We start from the raw sequence: 13,882 nt of genomic DNA, 5'->3' as shown, positions 1-13,882 counted from the left end.
CCCGTCATTTGAGCGCACTCAACCCGTCACTTGGGCGCGCTCAACGGGTGGGGAGGAGGTCGAGAACGCCGACCACACGCGCCCAGGCATCAGTGCCGGGGCGGATCAGGTCGAAGTGTCCGCCGGCAACCTCGACGAAGGACGCCTCGGCTCCCGCCGCCCGGGCCGCCCGGACATAGTCGAGCGACTGGGTGATCGGCACGTCGACGTCATCCGGCGCGTGTAGGCAGGTCACCGGCACGTCGAGCGGGAGCTGCTGTCGAGGATCGAAGCGATGAGGCTCGCCGGCCGAGCCGAGGAGCTCGGCGACGACGCCGTCGCTGAGCCGGTCCCGCAACGCCGCATCGAGGTCGAGCACCCCGGCCTGGCTGATCACCTGGGTCAGGCGCACCCGCTCGGGCCACCCATGCCGCCCACGCCCCGCAGCCCAGACGGCGAGATGGCCGCCGGCCGAGTGTCCGAGCGCGACGATCGGGGCGGCGTACCCGGGGACGAGGTCGGCGAGCAGGTCGATGCCGGCAGCCACGTCATCGAAGGTCTGCGGCGCGCCACCTCCGTCGCCGATCCGGCGGTACTCCAGGTTGAGGGTCGACCATCCGCGCCGGTTGAGGTCGGCGGCCAGCGGACGCCCCAGGGAGAGGTCGTAGCGGGCACGCCAGTAGCCGCCGTGGATGACGACCACGATGCCGCGGGCATCCTCCACCGGCGACCACTCGGCGTACTGCGCGGCGTGCGAGCCGTAGCCCACCCGCCGCACGCCGCCGTCACGGGGAGACGAAGACGAACTCACGGGACTGCAGCATCTGTATCGGCACGCCTGCGCGCCCGTCCGCGGGCTCGACCGTGACGACCACGACCTCACCCTCCGCCTCCACCTCGTCGACCGTCACCAGGTCACTCATCGGCTGGCGTCCCTGCACCGTCGTACCCTCACGCCACGCTCGCTCGAGGCCGTCGACACTCGCGCGGGCGGCGCCGTCGTCAGCGAAGTGGTAGACCACGTGCACCTCGCCATCGGCCGACCAGCCGATGCCCACGGTGTCGAAAGGCCTCTCCGGGAGCATCCCGTCGAGTTCCTCCTGCACGGCGCGCAGCTGCTCCGGCGACAGGCGCTGCCCCAGCGTGGCCGCGAGCCCACCCCCCGGCGCGCGGGCCAGCACGGCGCTGATCGCCTCCTCCTCGTCGAGCGCCGCCGCCACGGCGTCGAAGGAGTCATCGTCGGCGAGACTCTCCCCGCGCTCTGCCCATGCGGTGACCAACGCGGTCGAGGTGCCGAAGCCGACCCGGTCGTCCCGCTGCAGGAAGCGGATCGGACGGCCGAGCATGTCGACCGACGAGACCTCCTCGAGGTCCTGCTCGAAGTCCTCGCCCTCGCGCGTGGACCGGATCCCGTCGCCCGAGTCGACCAGGGAGTCCGCCAGCGCGTCGTCCGGCACCCCCTGCACGACGGTGAAGGTGTACGGCGGGGCGCTCAGCTCCGCATAGGAGTGCGCGTCCACCGCCGACCAGCCGGCCACCTCCGCGAACTCCTCGGGAGCAGCAGCCTGGGTGTTGAAGCCCTGCGGCAGCGCGAGGAAGACCTTGCTCGGCCCGATTCCGGTCAGCGGGCCCATCCACTCCACCCAGGCCTCGCGTCCGGCGTCGGTCGGCCGGGTGGCTCCGACCGCCGTGGTGGCGGCGTCCAGGTCGGCGACGGAGATCATGGCCTGGTCGAGCTCGAGACCGCTCGCCCCCGCCGGAAGCTCCGCCAGTGCGCCCCGGACGCTGAAGCCGGCAGAGAGCGAGGTGGGCTCGCCTCGGTCGGCACCGTCACGTCCGGACCGGTCGTCTGAGTCGTCGTCACAGGCGACCAGGGCGGACATCCCAACGCCCACCGCCAGAGCCATCGCCAGTCCTCGTGCCCACGTGTGCCGCATCCGCGCACTCCTCTCCTCGGATCCAGAGTGAGCCTGCCACGTGCGACGCGCTCGAAACCATCCAGCGCCCCGCGCAGGAGGGCTAGCATCGCCCAATGTTGCGGAGAGACTCTCGGGCCTGGCAGTGCTTCGTCGCGGCAATCGTCGCCCTCCTCACGATCGCTTCATGTGGCTCACCCCAACAGGACGAGACGTCCGCATCTGAGCACCCGCCCGCATCAGCAACGCAGTCAGATCCCACATCAGCAGATCCCGCGTCGGCAGATCCCACGCCAACCGAGGTGGATCCTGAATCGCCCGAAGCCGCCTTCCGCGCGTGGCTCAAGGCAAGCCGCGCCCCCGACCCGGAAGCAGCGTGCGGATATCTCTCAGATGCACTCGTCGACAAGATGCTCGCCGAGTTCCAAGCGATCGGGATGCAGGTCGCTGATTGCGCCGCAATGACCACCGCAACTGCGGAGCTCTATGCCGCGCTGGGCCAGGCCGCGGAGGTTGAGGTCGAGACGCTGTCGCACACCGCGCAACGGGCGGAGCTGTTCGTCACCTACGCCGGCGGCGACTGCGGTCGCGTCGAGATGCGGCCGCGCGCCGACACGTGGATCATGACGGAGAACTCTGAAGAGGAGTGCTGAGCCACAAACCGCGGAGACGACTCAGCCGAGGGCCGCGGGAAGCGTGGCCGACCAAGCCTCACGGATCTGTGCGAGCGGGAGGGTGAACTGGCCCTCGATCGCCAGGTCGGTACCACCGGTCCGGCCCAGGGCAGTCACCGGCACGTCGTGCTTCTCGGCCAGGGCGATGAGAGCGTCCGCGTCGGTGTCGGTCACGGTCACCACGGCGCGGGCCGCCGACTCCGCGAAGAGTCCCAGGAACGCATCCCCGGGCACGGCCACCGCCGCACCGATCCCGTTGCCCAACGCGGCCTCGACGAGGGTCTGCGCGACTCCGCCGTCGGAGACGTCGTGGGCGGAGGTGAGCAGGCCGACGCCCTCGGCGAGCAGTGTCGCCAGGGCCTTCTCGGCGGCGAGGTCGACCCGGGGCGGGAGGCCGCCGAGGTGCCCGTGCACCACGTGCGCCCACTCCGACCCGGAGAGCTCCTCCCGCGTCTCGCCGAGCAGGAAGATCCGCTCACCCTCCGCGACGAAGGCAGACGGCGTGCGCCGGGTGACGTCGTCGATGACACCGAGGACGGCAACCACCGGCGTCGGCAGGATGGCCGTCTCGCCGGTCTGGTTGTAGAGGCTGACGTTGCCACCGGTGACCGGGATGCCGAGCTCGACACACGCGTCCTTCAGCCCGCGGCACGCCTCGGCGAACTGCCACATCACCGCCGGATCCTCGGGCGACCCGAAGTTGAGGCAGTCGGAGATCGCCAGCGGCGTGGCGCCACCGGTCGCCACGTTGCGGTAGGACTCGGCCAGCGCGAGCTGCGCGCCGGCGTACGGGTCGAGCTTGGCGAAGCGGCCGTTGCAGTCGGTCGAGACCGCGACCCCGAGGTTGGTCTCCTCGTCGACGCGGATCATGCCGGAGTCGTGCGGCTGGGCCAGCACGGTGTTGCCGCGCACGTAGCGGTCGTACTGGTCGGTGATCCACGACTTGTCGCACAGGTTCGGGCTGGCGACGAGCCGCAGCAGCGTCTCCTTCAGCTCCTCGCCGGTGGCCGGCCGGGGCAGCTTCTCCGCGCCGTCGGCCTGGAGGACGTCCTGCCAGTCCGGGCGCGCGTACGGGCGGTTGTACTCGGGCCCGTCGTGGGCGACCGACCGCGGCGGCACGTCGACGACCCGCTCACCGTGCCAGTCGATCTGCAGGCGGCCGGTGTCGGTGACCTCGCCGATGACTGACGCCTCGACGTCCCACTTCGCACAGATAGCCAGGAATGCCTCGACGTCGCCAGGCTCGACGACCGCCATCATCCGCTCCTGCGACTCGCTCATCAGGATCTCTTCGCAGCTGAGGGTGGAGTCGCGCAGCGGCACCTTGTCGAGGTGCACGTGCATGCCGCCGTCACCGGCCGAGGCCAGCTCGGAGGTGGCGCAGGAGAGGCCGGCACCACCAAGGTCCTGGATGCCCGCAACCAGCTCGGCAGCGAAGATCTCCAGGGTGCACTCGATGAGCAGCTTCTCCATGAAGGGGTCGCCGACCTGCACGGCCGGACGCTTGGCCGGACCGGAGTCCTCGAAGGTCTCCGATGCCAGGATCGAGACGCCGCCGATGCCGTCGCCACCGGTACGGGCGCCGTACAGGATCACCTGGTTGCCGACGCCGGACGCCTTGGCGAGGTGGAGGTCCTCGTGCTTGAGCACACCGACGCACAGGGCGTTGACGAGCGGGTTGCCGAGGTAGGTCTCGTCGAAGACGGCCTCACCGCCGATGTTGGGCAGACCGAGGCAGTTGCCGTAGCCGCCGACGCCGGCAACGATGCCGGGCAGCACGCGCTGGGTGTCGTCAGCGTCGAGCGGGCCGAACCGAAGCGGGTCCATGACCGCCACCGGCCGAGCGCCCATCGCCAAGATGTCGCGGACGATGCCGCCGATGCCCGTGGCCGCACCCTGGTAGGGCTCGACGTAGGACGGGTGGTTGTGGCTCTCCACCTTGAAGGTGACCGCATAGCCCTGGCCGATATCGATCACGCCGGCGTTCTCGCCGATGCCCGCCAGCATGGCGCCACGCGGCGTCTCCTGCGGAAGGGCGCCGAACTGCTTCAGGTGCACCTTGGAGGATTTGTAGGAGCAGTGCTCGCTCCACATCACCGAATACATCGCCAACTCGCTGCTGGTGGGGCGGCGGCCGAGGATCTGGCGGATCTTCTCGTATTCGTCGGCCTTCAGGCCGAGGTCGGCCCAGGGCTGCGCCCGGTCCGCGTCGTCGAGGGCAACGGCAACGGTGTCCAGCTGAGTCTTCGCCACGGGGTGAAATCTACCGGTCGTCCCGGGGCGCCCGAGCACCGGCCGCACCCCGGTACGCCGGCACTGCGGCGGTTGCTCACCGCAACGGCACGACCGTGCTCGTTCCCGGCTCACAAGAATGACATCCCTGTCATTCAGCCCGCATTTTCCTTCGCCATTTAATTACAGGTTTGTAATTAAAAGACGTAGGTGTTACTCATGTGATTTCTGAGGTTAGGGTGACGCGACACTTCCCCCGTTTCCGGAGCGAGTTCGATGCGCCTTCCCCGTCCCCGCACCCTCACCCGCGCCACCCTTGCCGGCGCCCTCGTCGCCACCCTCACCGGCCTCGGCGTCACGGCCCAGGCCGACCAGGTCACCCCCGGCAACTTCACCGGCTATGCGTTCGACCAGTGCCTCACCCCCACGCAGAAGAGCATGGACACCTGGATGGAGCACTCGCCGTTCAGCGCGGTCGGCATCTACATCTCCGGCGACTCGCGGGCCTGCCGCAACCAGCCCAACCTCACCCCCACCTGGGTGAGCAAGCAGTTGGCCAACGGCTGGCGCCTGCTGCCGATCACCCTCGGGCCCCAGGCGAACTGTCTGGACCGGTTCCCGCGTTACAGCGACGACAAGGTGATCAAGAAGTCGTCGGCCAACAACTACGCGAAAGCCCAGAAGCAGGCGCGCAAGGAGGCGAAGAAGGCGGTCGCCGCGGCCCAGGCGCTGGGCATCGATGCCGGCAGCACCCTGTGGTACGACCTCGAGGGCTTCGACCTCAAGAACACGGTCTGCCGAGATTCGGCGATGTGGTTCCTGCATGGCTGGACCACCCAGATCCACGCGCTCGGCTACGTCTCCGGCGTCTACTCCAGCGCCGGCTCCGGCATCAAGATGCTGGACGACGCACGCGTGAAGACTCCCGGCAAGTACGCACTGCCGGATCGGCTCTGGGTCGCTCGCTGGGACGGCAACGCGAACCTCGAGGCCCCCGGCTACCTGCGCAGCGACGGCTGGATGCCGCACGCGCGGGTGAAGCAGTATCGCGGCGGCCACAACGAGACGTGGGGCGGCGTGACGATCAACATCGACAGCAACTACCTCAGCCTCGGCAAGGGAACGACCGCCAAGGCTGAGAAGCCGAAATGCAAGGAGAAGGTCACCGTCAGCCTGCCCAGCTATCCGAAGCTGAAGCCCGGCACGACCAACGTCGCCGCGGCCCGCGCGCTGCAATGCCTGCTGCGCAAGCAGAAGGTCTATTCCGGCCCGATCAACGGCGCCTTGGACCAGAAGACGCTCACTGCGGCGAACGCCTTCCGGACGCGCAACAACCTCGCGCCCAAGAAGGCTTTCAACAGGGCCGGCTGGGTGACCCTCCTCGCGCAGGGTGCCAAGACTCCGGTGCTCAAGCACGGCAGCAAGGGCGCGCCGGTGCGCCGACTGCAGCGCGCCCTGACCGCGGCCAACCAGCAGAGCGTCCCGGCAAGCGGCGTCTTCGACGCTCGCACCGAAGCCGCCGTCAAGCAGTGGCAGCGCAAGGTGAAGGTCCCCGCCTCGGGCGTGGTCAACACCGCGACGTGGCGGCTGCTGCTCGCGGGCCGCCTCAAGTAGCCGCCGCGCTCTCCCGGACGTCGCCGCCGAGCGGCGGGTTTCGCGGCGCGCCGCCGGGGAAGGTGACCTCGCGGCAGGCAGAACACCACTCGGGAGGTGGGTCATGGCAGAGGTCGTGCCCGACAAGATCCGCGCGGCCGCCGGCAAGATGGCGACGGCGGCCACGGAGGCGCGAACGCACAAGCCCGACGAGGTGGGCAACGTGAGTACGGCGCTCCCCGGAAGCGACTCCGCCTCGGCGGCGTCCACCCTCTCCACGGAGTGGAAGACCCGCTTCACCGGCTGGGCCGACGACGTCGACACCCACGCCACCTCGATGCGCGACTCCGCGGACGACTGGGACGGAGCCGATCTCGCCGCACTCGCCCGCGAGGAGCGGTTGGCTCGGACCATGGACGGGCAGTACTGATGGCCGAGGTCACCCTCGCCACGCTGCTCTCGTGGAAGCCGGGCGAGCTGACCACCATCTCCGACCAGCTGCACCTGGATCGCAAGGGCCTGGTCGACCTGGAGGACGAGCTGGAGGCCGGCGAGCCGCCCTCCGGCTGGATCGGCTCGGATCACTACTTCGCCCAGAAGCGACACACCACGTTGACCACCGACCTCGTCGACTACGTGGCCGAGATCGCCACCGTGATCGGTGCGCTCGACACGGCCGCCGAGGAGATCGGCAGTGCGAAGACGTCACTGGAGAACGCGATCACCGGCGCGGAGCAGGCCGGCTTCTCGGTGGATCGGGAGACCGGCACGATCACCGACACCGAAGCTGCGACGACCGACACCGCCGATGCGGTCGCCCGGCAGAAGGCTCGCAACACCTACGTGACCCTGATCAACAACGCCCTCCAAGCGGCGGCGGACGCCGATGCCGACCTCACCGCGGTCCTCAAGACCGCCAACCAAGGCGACATCGACGTCTCCGGCACCCTGCAGGACCAGGGGGTCATGAACGACCTGCGCGGCAAGACCCCCGAGGAGCAGGCGGCGTACCTCCTGGACCATCCCGAGCTGGGCCGCTCGCTCCTCTCCACCCTGCCGGTCGAGGTCCGCCAGGAGATCGGCGAGCAGCTCGCAGATCTCGCCGAGGGCGATCCACTCGTGGACACCCCGTTCCCGACGGAGGAGGAGCGCGCGGAAGCGCTGGCCACCCTCAGCGAGCAGATCTCCGCCTACGGCTCGGATCCGGTGGTGGCCACCTCGTTCATGGACAAGGTCGGGCCCGACGGCCTGGTCGACCTCGCCGCACGCATCCCCGGCTACGGGCTCGACACCAACTACGAGGACGACCAGCACCAGACGACGATCGACCCCGAGCTCGGCCGCCAGATGGGGCAGCTGCAACGCAACCTCGGCCTTCTCCTCGACGCCTCCACCGAGGGACTCACCGAGGACGGCCAGAGCGGGACCGACGAGCACGTCTCGGCCGCCTGGCTCCGGCAGCTGCTCGCCCGGGGCGACGACCTGGTCGACCTGCCCGGCCTCAGCAACCACTACGCCACCCACCAGGTCTACGGCTATCAACTCCTGGCGCCGATGCTGCACAACGTCGACAACTCCTACCTGCTCAACGAGGTCGGCGACGGCATGCTCGACTTCGAGACGGCGTTCCACCGCGAGCACGGACAGTCGCCGTGGACCATGCCGGTCTACGACGAGGACGGTCGCCTGATCGGTGGCCGCCCGGACGGCGGGCAGTGGACCGAGCATCTCGACGGCCTCCGTCTGGACTGGACCCAGGGCACCGGCGAGGACGATCCGGCAGGCTTCGACCCGATGGGCGCGCTCATGGACGGCCTGGACAACAACCCCGCCGCCGCGCGCGAGTTCCTGACCGGGCCGGACGTGCGGATTCAGGAGTTCGAGGGGGACCGCTACGGTGCCGACGGCCACGAGGCCGACCGCAGCCGGATCGACTACCTCCTCACCGACCGGCAGTGGGACGACGACCACGTCAGCCACTCGCGCCTGCACCATGAGGACGACGAGCACCCCGGCCCGAGCAACCGCGGCGCCCTGGGCGACCTGCTCAAGACCGCCACGATGACCGACGACCCGGACCCGGCGACCCGGGAGCAGGTCGGCACCATCCTCGACGAGATCGTCCGCTCCACCACGACCGACGAGCAGGCGCGCGGCCACGACAACCTGGTGCTCGGCGATGACGACCAATCGGACTACAAGCACATCGACGTCGTCGATCCGAGCCTGCGCGACGACCTCGGCTCGATCTTCGCCTACCACTCCGAGACGGTGCACGAGACCTTTCTCGGCGGCGACAACGCCGACGTGGGCCCGTACTCGACATCCTTCGACGAGGGACAGCTGCGCACGTTGCTCACCGACCTCGGGAAGGACCCCGACGCCAACGAATACCTGCGGGTCGCCGGCTACGAGGAGGCCATCCGCCAACTGCGCGGCGATCTCGACGGAAGCACCGCGCCCCACGACGCCGTCACCGCCCACATGGACGCCCTGGGCAATCTGCTGGGGGCGACCGATCACGGCGCGACGCTCGCCGACATCACGGCGTCAGAGGACTCCGACGCCGAGCACAACGACACCACGACCGAACGAGCGGAGCTCGCCAAGAAGATCGTCGGCCTGGTGCCCACCGGCTCGAACCCGATCGTCGGGCTCGGCTTCGACTCCGCGACGGGCGGCCTGATCGATGCTTGGGAGCGGGAGCACCAGGTCGACCACTCCGGCGACCGCGCCTACGACAGCCAGACCTACCTCAACAGTCGTCGACTGATGGCCGAGTCTCTCGCCGAGCAGGTCCTTCTCGATCTCGGCTACACCCCGGAGCAGGCCCAGGCAGCGGCCGCTCAGGCCGGTCTCTCCTACACCTCCGGGGTGAGCGCGAGCCGTGGCGCGAACTGATCGGGTCGTACGTCGCTCGCTGGCGGCTGGCGCGCTGGTTACCTTCCTCGTGCTGTCGGGCTGCTCCTCCGGCTCCGACGAGGAGCGGCAGCCCGACACGGACCGGCTGACCACGCTCCTCGGCGAGCTCGCCGGCTCACCCGACGAGGCGCAGGCCCTGCTCACCGACCGAGCCGAAGGCGCGCTCGCCGACCGGGCACGCCAGGCCGGCGTCCCCGATCACGACGTCGCTGCCTGGCTGGTCGCGGTCGACGATGTCGGCGTACAGGCAAGGCTGGTCGAGGTGCTGACGGCAGCCACCGCCCCCGCCAAGGGCGAAGCTGACGAGCGTGCGGCCGAACGACTCTTCACCGTCGACCGGGTCGAGCCGGCATCGCGTGCAGCACTCGCCGAGCTGCTGGTCGCCCGCACCTCCGACGTCCTCTCCTCCGTGCGCGAGGGGGCACCGTGGCCACCGGAGGCGGTACGCGCAGCACTCCGACTCGTCGTCGACGACGAAGCCGCCCACGAACGCGTGGTCGACGGCTGGGCCGAGGCGAGCACCGCAATGCTGGGGACGACGGAGCGACAGCTTCCGCTTCTCCGTGCGCTCGGCCTGTTGGTCGGCACCGCCGATGCCCTCGCGTACGCCGACCTCAGCGAGCCCGAGCGACGATCGCTGGTCGATACCCGCCGGCTCGCGCTGGAGACACGCGCCGAGAAGACGCTGCGGGCAACAGGATCCGCGCCACGAGCGGCCCAGGCAGCCGCGGCGCTGGTGTCGAGCGCCTACAGCGACGGTCTCGCGGGCTGAGAGAGCTGCGGCCGGACGGGTCAGCTGGCAGGCGGGCCGACCAGCAGGGCGACGCCGGTCAGGGCAGCGACGGCGACGACGCCGGCCGCGAGTCCCTGCAGCGGCTTGGAGACAAGCCAGGCAGTGACCTTCTCGACCGGGCCGGAGCCGGCCTCGGTGCGCAGTCGCCAGGAGTCGCCGAACCAGCCGCGCTTCTCGCCAGCCAGGTCGAACCAGACGGTGACGAAGGGCGGGACGGCCGAGACCAGACCGAGCAGGGTACGCCGCAGCGGCCACCGCTGGTCGACCCCCACGACGACCGTCGTGAGGCAGTAGGCGATGAAGACGACGCCGTGCACCATGCCGCCGATACGGACACCGAGCTCGGTGGTCTCGGTGCCGTACTTGAGGACCATGCCGGTCAGCAGCATCGCCCAGGTGACGGCCTCGGTGACGGCTACCAGACGGAAGAGACGCTTCGGGCTCATCGCGGGCTGGCTCATGCGAACGCCTGGGCGGCCAGCCCCGTGAAGAAGCCGAGGCCGTCGGTGCCCGGACCGCAGAGGTCCTCGATCGCGTGCTCGGGGTGCGGCATCAGTCCGACCACGTTGCCGCGCTCGTTGGTGACACCAGCGATGTCGCGCAGCGACCCGTTGGGGTTGACCTCGAGGTAGCGCGCGACCACCCGGCCCTCGCCCTCCAGCCGGTCGAGCGTCTCGTCGTCGGCGACGTACGAGCCCTCGCCGTTCTTCAGGACGACGGTGATCTCGGCGTTCGCTGCGTAAGAGCTGGTCCACGGTGTGCGGTTGTTCTCGATCCGCAGCACCTGGTCACGGCAGACGAACTTGCGGTGGTCGTTGCGGATGAGCGCACCCGGCAGCAGGTGTGACTCGCACAGGATCTGGAAGCCGTTGCAGATGCCGAGCACCGGCATCCCCTTCCCTGCGGCAGCGATGACCTCGGTCATCACCGGGGAGAAGCGGGAGATGGCTCCGCAGCGGAGGTAGTCGCCGTACGAGAACCCACCGGGGAGCACCACCGCGTCGACACCCCGCAGGTCGTGGTCGCCGTGCCACAGCGGCACGGCCTCGTTGCCGCCGAACCGGACCGCGCGCTGGGCGTCGACGTCGTCGAGCGAGCCCGGGAAGGTGACGACACCGACCCGCATGCCGCTCACGCCTCGACCGGAGACTCGACGTGGACCGTGAAGTCCTCGATCACCGGGTTGGAGAGCAGCGTCTCCGCGATCCGCTCGATCTCGGCGAGCCGCTCGGGCGTGACCTCGCCCTCGAGCTCCAACTCGAACCTCTTGCCCTGACGGACGTCGAGGACACCGTCGAAGCCGAGCCGCGGCAGCGCTCCGGCCACCGCCTTGCCCTGGGGGTCGAGAATTTCGGACTTGAGCATGACGTCGACGACGACCCGGGCCACGGGGACTCCTCTAGCGCAACGGAAGGCTGACCGGTGCCGATTCTAGTCGGTCCTCTCCCCCGCCGCGGACCGGCATCCAGGTCGGCGGGCGCGCTGGGCGCGGCGCGGTTGTCCCGGTGCGGCACGATGGGAGTCATGGCACCTACCAACCCCCGCATCACCCGCGGGCTCGACCTGGAGTTCCCGCAGTCGCTGGCGGTCTATCCGACCTACCCCGAGGCGCAGCGGACGGTCGACCACCTCGCGGATCGCGGCTTCCCGGTGCAGAACTGCATGATCGTGGGCACCGACCTCAAGCAGGTCGAGCGGATCACCGGGCGGCTCACCACCGGGCGGGTCGCCACCCTGGGCGCCGTCTCAGGCATCTGGCTCGGGCTCTTCGTCGGCCTGATCCTCGCGATGTTCGGCGAAGGCTCGGTGCTGGCCCTGCTGATCTCCACCGCCCTGATCGGTGCGCTCTTCGGCGTGATCTGGGCGCTGCTCGGCTACGCCACCACCCGCGGTCAGCGCGACTTCTCCTCCGTCAGCGCCGTCGTCGCCACGAAGTACGAGGTGCTCGTCGAGCACAAGCACCGGGCCCGCGCCCTCGAGCTCCTCGCCGAACTCCCCGGCGCGCTGCCCAACCCCTTCGCCTGAGTCCGGCAGCCCCGGCGCTCGAGCCGACAGCCCCGGCGCTCGAGCCGACAGCCCGGTGGTCGAGCTTGTCGAGACCACACTCCGACACGGTCTCGACAAGCTCGACCTCCGACGCCCGAACGGCGTCAGGAGAGTTCGCGCTTGAGGATCTTGCCGGTGGCGGTCATCGGCAGGGCGTCGACGATCTCGACGATGCGCGGGTACTTGTAGTTGGCCATCTGCTCCTTGCCCCAGGCGACGAGCTCGTCGCCGGTGACGGTGGCGCCCGGGTTGAGGATCACGAACGCCTTCACCTCCTCGCCGTGGGAGTCGTGCGGGACGCCGATGACGGCGGCCAGCGAGACGTCCGGGTGGGTGAGCAGCACCTCTTCGATCTCGCGCGGGTAGATGTTGTAGCCGCCGCGGATGATCATGTCCTTCGACCGGTCGACGATGTAGTAGTAGCCGTCGGCGTCCTTGCGGGCCAGGTCTCCGGTGCGGAACCAGTCGTCGTGGATCGCCTCGGCCGTGGCGTCGGGGCGCTTGTAGTAGCCCTTCATCACGTTCGGGCCCTTGATCGCGATCTCGCCGACGACGTCGTCCCCCGCGGCAAGGTCGTTCCACTCGTCGTCGATCAGCTTCATCTCGACACCCGGCAGCGGGACGCCGATCGAGCCCACCCGTGGCGGCTTCCCCCACGGGGCGAAGCTGGCGACCGGCGAGGTCTCCGAGAGGCCGTAGCCCTCGAGGATGGTCACGCCGAAGCGGCGCTCGAAGTCCTTGTGCACCTCGACCGGCAGTGCCGAGCCGCCCGCGACGGCGACCCGGAGGTTCTCCGCGAGCGTGGTGACGTCGACGCCGTCGTCCAGAGCGCCGAGAAGGCCCCAGTACATGGTGGGTACGCCGCCGAAGAAGGTCACCTTCTCCTTCAGCATCAGCCCGAGCGCCGACTGCGCCTCGAAGCGCGGCAGCATCACGACGGTGCCGCCGAAGGCGAACGCGCCATTCTGGATCACGGTCTGCCCGAACGAGTGGAAGAGCGGCAGCACACACAGATAGGTGTCGGGGCTCTCCGGGTCGGCTCCGAAGAGATCGGCCCCGACCAAGGCGTTGGAGTGCATGTTGCGGTGCCGCAGCTCCGCGCCCTTGGGCTGCCCGGTCGTGCCCGAGGTGTAGAGGATCACCGCGGTGTCGTCCTCGTCGGTGGCGACCGTCTCGAAGGTGGGCGGCTGCGTGGCCATGGCCCGGCCCATGGTCTCGGTGCCCTCGATCGGAGACTCGGCAGCCGGGTCCGCGGTGATCACGAAGAAGTGCTCGCAGCCCTCTGCCTCGAGGAAGCCGGCGTGTCCCTCGGCGCCGATCGGCAGGTCCGGCGTGCCCTGGAAGCAGAAGTACGCCTTCGCGTCGGAGTCGTTGAGGTGGTAGGCCACCTCGCGGCCCTTCAGCAGCACGTTGAGTGGCACGACCGTGGCTCCGGCCTTGAGGATGCCGTAGTAGACGACGGTGAAGAACGGCAGGTTCGGGCAGCTCAGCGCCACCTTGTCGCCCGGCTTGATGCCACGGCTGACCAGCAGGTTGGCGACCTGGTTGGCCGCACCGTTCACCTGGGCGTAGTTGAGGCGTACGTCGCCGAGCACCACTGCGTCGCGCGTCGGGTACTTCTCGGCGGATCCCTCCAGCAACGAGGCCAAGTTGAGCACAGTTCCTCCACATCATCGGGGTCGTTGGGAGAAACCTACTGGCGGGGAACCAACCGCGTCACTGGTCTG

13 protein-coding genes are annotated in these 13,882 nt (G+C 69.5%); 6 read left to right on the top strand and 7 right to left on the bottom strand.

Features of this window, described 5'->3' with window-relative positions; all coding sequences use genetic code 11:
* Positions 1-40 precede the first annotated feature (40 nt).
* Both DNK54_RS20270 and DNK54_RS20265 read right to left on the bottom strand, forming a co-directional pair.
* Entirely contained in the window at positions 41-790 is a 750-nt protein-coding gene (locus DNK54_RS20270) for an alpha/beta hydrolase (protein ID WP_204164727.1), read from the bottom strand.
* Positions 765-1,916 (bottom strand): hypothetical protein, encoded by a 1,152-nt coding sequence (locus tag DNK54_RS20265; RefSeq protein WP_110208835.1) that lies wholly within the window; start codon positions 1,914-1,916, stop codon positions 765-767. The genes DNK54_RS20270 and DNK54_RS20265 overlap by 26 nt, the downstream gene beginning before the upstream one ends.
* A gap of 95 nt (positions 1,917-2,011) precedes the next feature.
* Here DNK54_RS20265 and DNK54_RS21190 point away from each other — a divergent pair, with 95 nt between their 5' ends.
* Entirely contained in the window at positions 2,012-2,548 is a 537-nt protein-coding gene (locus DNK54_RS21190) for a conjugal transfer protein TraF (protein WP_162602572.1), read from the top strand.
* 21 nt (positions 2,549-2,569) lie between these two features.
* Here the strand turns inward: DNK54_RS21190 and purL are convergent, their stop codons facing one another.
* Positions 2,570-4,822 carry a phosphoribosylformylglycinamidine synthase subunit PurL gene (gene purL / locus DNK54_RS20255; RefSeq protein WP_239460211.1) on the bottom strand — a complete coding sequence of 751 codons (2,253 nt, stop codon included), beginning with the start codon at positions 4,820-4,822 and terminating at the stop codon, positions 2,570-2,572.
* A 255-nt stretch (positions 4,823-5,077) separates the two neighbouring features.
* Between purL and DNK54_RS20250 the strand changes: the two genes are divergently transcribed.
* From DNK54_RS20250 to DNK54_RS20235, 4 genes are all read left to right on the top strand, one after another.
* Positions 5,078-6,415, top strand: a complete 1,338-nt coding sequence (locus DNK54_RS20250) for a glycoside hydrolase domain-containing protein (protein ID WP_110208833.1) — start codon at positions 5,078-5,080, stop codon at positions 6,413-6,415.
* A 103-nt stretch (positions 6,416-6,518) separates the two neighbouring features.
* Entirely contained in the window at positions 6,519-6,824 is a 306-nt protein-coding gene (locus DNK54_RS20245) for a hypothetical protein (protein WP_110208832.1), read from the top strand.
* Positions 6,824-9,295, top strand: a complete 2,472-nt coding sequence (locus tag DNK54_RS20240; RefSeq protein WP_110208831.1) for a DUF6571 family protein — start codon at positions 6,824-6,826, stop codon at positions 9,293-9,295. Before DNK54_RS20245 ends, DNK54_RS20240 begins: the two co-directional genes overlap by 1 nt.
* Positions 9,282-10,088 (top strand): hypothetical protein, encoded by an 807-nt coding sequence (locus tag DNK54_RS20235; protein WP_110208830.1) that lies wholly within the window; start codon positions 9,282-9,284, stop codon positions 10,086-10,088. Before DNK54_RS20240 ends, DNK54_RS20235 begins: the two co-directional genes overlap by 14 nt.
* 20 nt (positions 10,089-10,108) lie before the next feature.
* Here the strand turns inward: DNK54_RS20235 and DNK54_RS20230 are convergent, their stop codons facing one another.
* Genes DNK54_RS20230 through purS form a run of 3 tightly spaced genes read right to left on the bottom strand, consistent with a single transcriptional unit; the run spans position 10,109 to position 11,498 of the window.
* A complete protein-coding gene (locus DNK54_RS20230; protein ID WP_239460210.1) occupies positions 10,109-10,570 on the bottom strand; it encodes a DUF3817 domain-containing protein in 462 nt (153 codons plus the stop codon).
* Positions 10,567-11,235, bottom strand: coding sequence for a phosphoribosylformylglycinamidine synthase subunit PurQ (gene purQ, locus DNK54_RS20225; RefSeq protein WP_110208890.1), 669 nt, complete (start codon positions 11,233-11,235; stop codon positions 10,567-10,569). Before purQ ends, DNK54_RS20230 begins: the two co-directional genes overlap by 4 nt.
* A 5-nt stretch (positions 11,236-11,240) precedes the next feature.
* The gene (purS, locus tag DNK54_RS20220; RefSeq protein ID WP_110208828.1) at positions 11,241-11,498 is read right to left on the bottom strand and encodes a phosphoribosylformylglycinamidine synthase subunit PurS; all 258 of its coding nucleotides are present in this window, start codon (positions 11,496-11,498) and stop codon (positions 11,241-11,243) included.
* Between the two features lie 135 nt (positions 11,499-11,633).
* Here purS and DNK54_RS20215 point away from each other — a divergent pair, with 135 nt between their 5' ends.
* Positions 11,634-12,134, top strand: a complete 501-nt coding sequence (locus tag DNK54_RS20215; RefSeq protein WP_110208827.1) for a YflT domain-containing protein — start codon at positions 11,634-11,636, stop codon at positions 12,132-12,134.
* Between the two features lie 125 nt (positions 12,135-12,259).
* On the opposite strand, the gene DNK54_RS20210 is transcribed toward DNK54_RS20215, so the two are convergent.
* Complete coding sequence (locus tag DNK54_RS20210; protein WP_110208826.1) at positions 12,260-13,813, bottom strand: long-chain-fatty-acid--CoA ligase; 1,554 nt, start codon at positions 13,811-13,813, stop codon at positions 12,260-12,262.
* Positions 13,814-13,882 lie beyond the last annotated feature (69 nt).

Source organism: Nocardioides daejeonensis, from assembly GCF_003194585.1.
GTDB classification, from domain to species: Bacteria; Actinomycetota; Actinomycetes; order Propionibacteriales; family Nocardioidaceae; genus Nocardioides; species Nocardioides daejeonensis.
This window is presented reverse-complemented; position numbering and strand designations above follow the sequence as displayed.

Bases quoted from the DNA above. Each gene is read 5' to 3' on its own strand.
- DNK54_RS20245 (WP_110208832.1), top strand. From the start codon at position 6,519: ATGGCAGAGGTCGTGCCCGACAAGATCCGCGCGGCCGCCGGCAAGATG.
- DNK54_RS20230 (WP_239460210.1), bottom strand. From the start codon at position 10,570: ATGAGCCAGCCCGCGATGAGCCCGAAGCGTCTCTTCCGTCTGGTAGCC.
- purQ (WP_110208890.1), bottom strand. From the start codon at position 11,235: ATGCGGGTCGGTGTCGTCACCTTCCCGGGCTCGCTCGACGACGTCGAC.
- DNK54_RS20250 (WP_110208833.1), top strand. From the start codon at position 5,078: ATGCGCCTTCCCCGTCCCCGCACCCTCACCCGCGCCACCCTTGCCGGC.
- DNK54_RS21190 (WP_162602572.1), top strand. From the start codon at position 2,012: ATGTTGCGGAGAGACTCTCGGGCCTGGCAGTGCTTCGTCGCGGCAATC.
- DNK54_RS20215 (WP_110208827.1), top strand. From the start codon at position 11,634: ATGGCACCTACCAACCCCCGCATCACCCGCGGGCTCGACCTGGAGTTC.
- DNK54_RS20265 (WP_110208835.1), bottom strand. From the start codon at position 1,916: ATGCGGCACACGTGGGCACGAGGACTGGCGATGGCTCTGGCGGTGGGC.
- DNK54_RS20240 (WP_110208831.1), top strand. From the start codon at position 6,824: ATGGCCGAGGTCACCCTCGCCACGCTGCTCTCGTGGAAGCCGGGCGAG.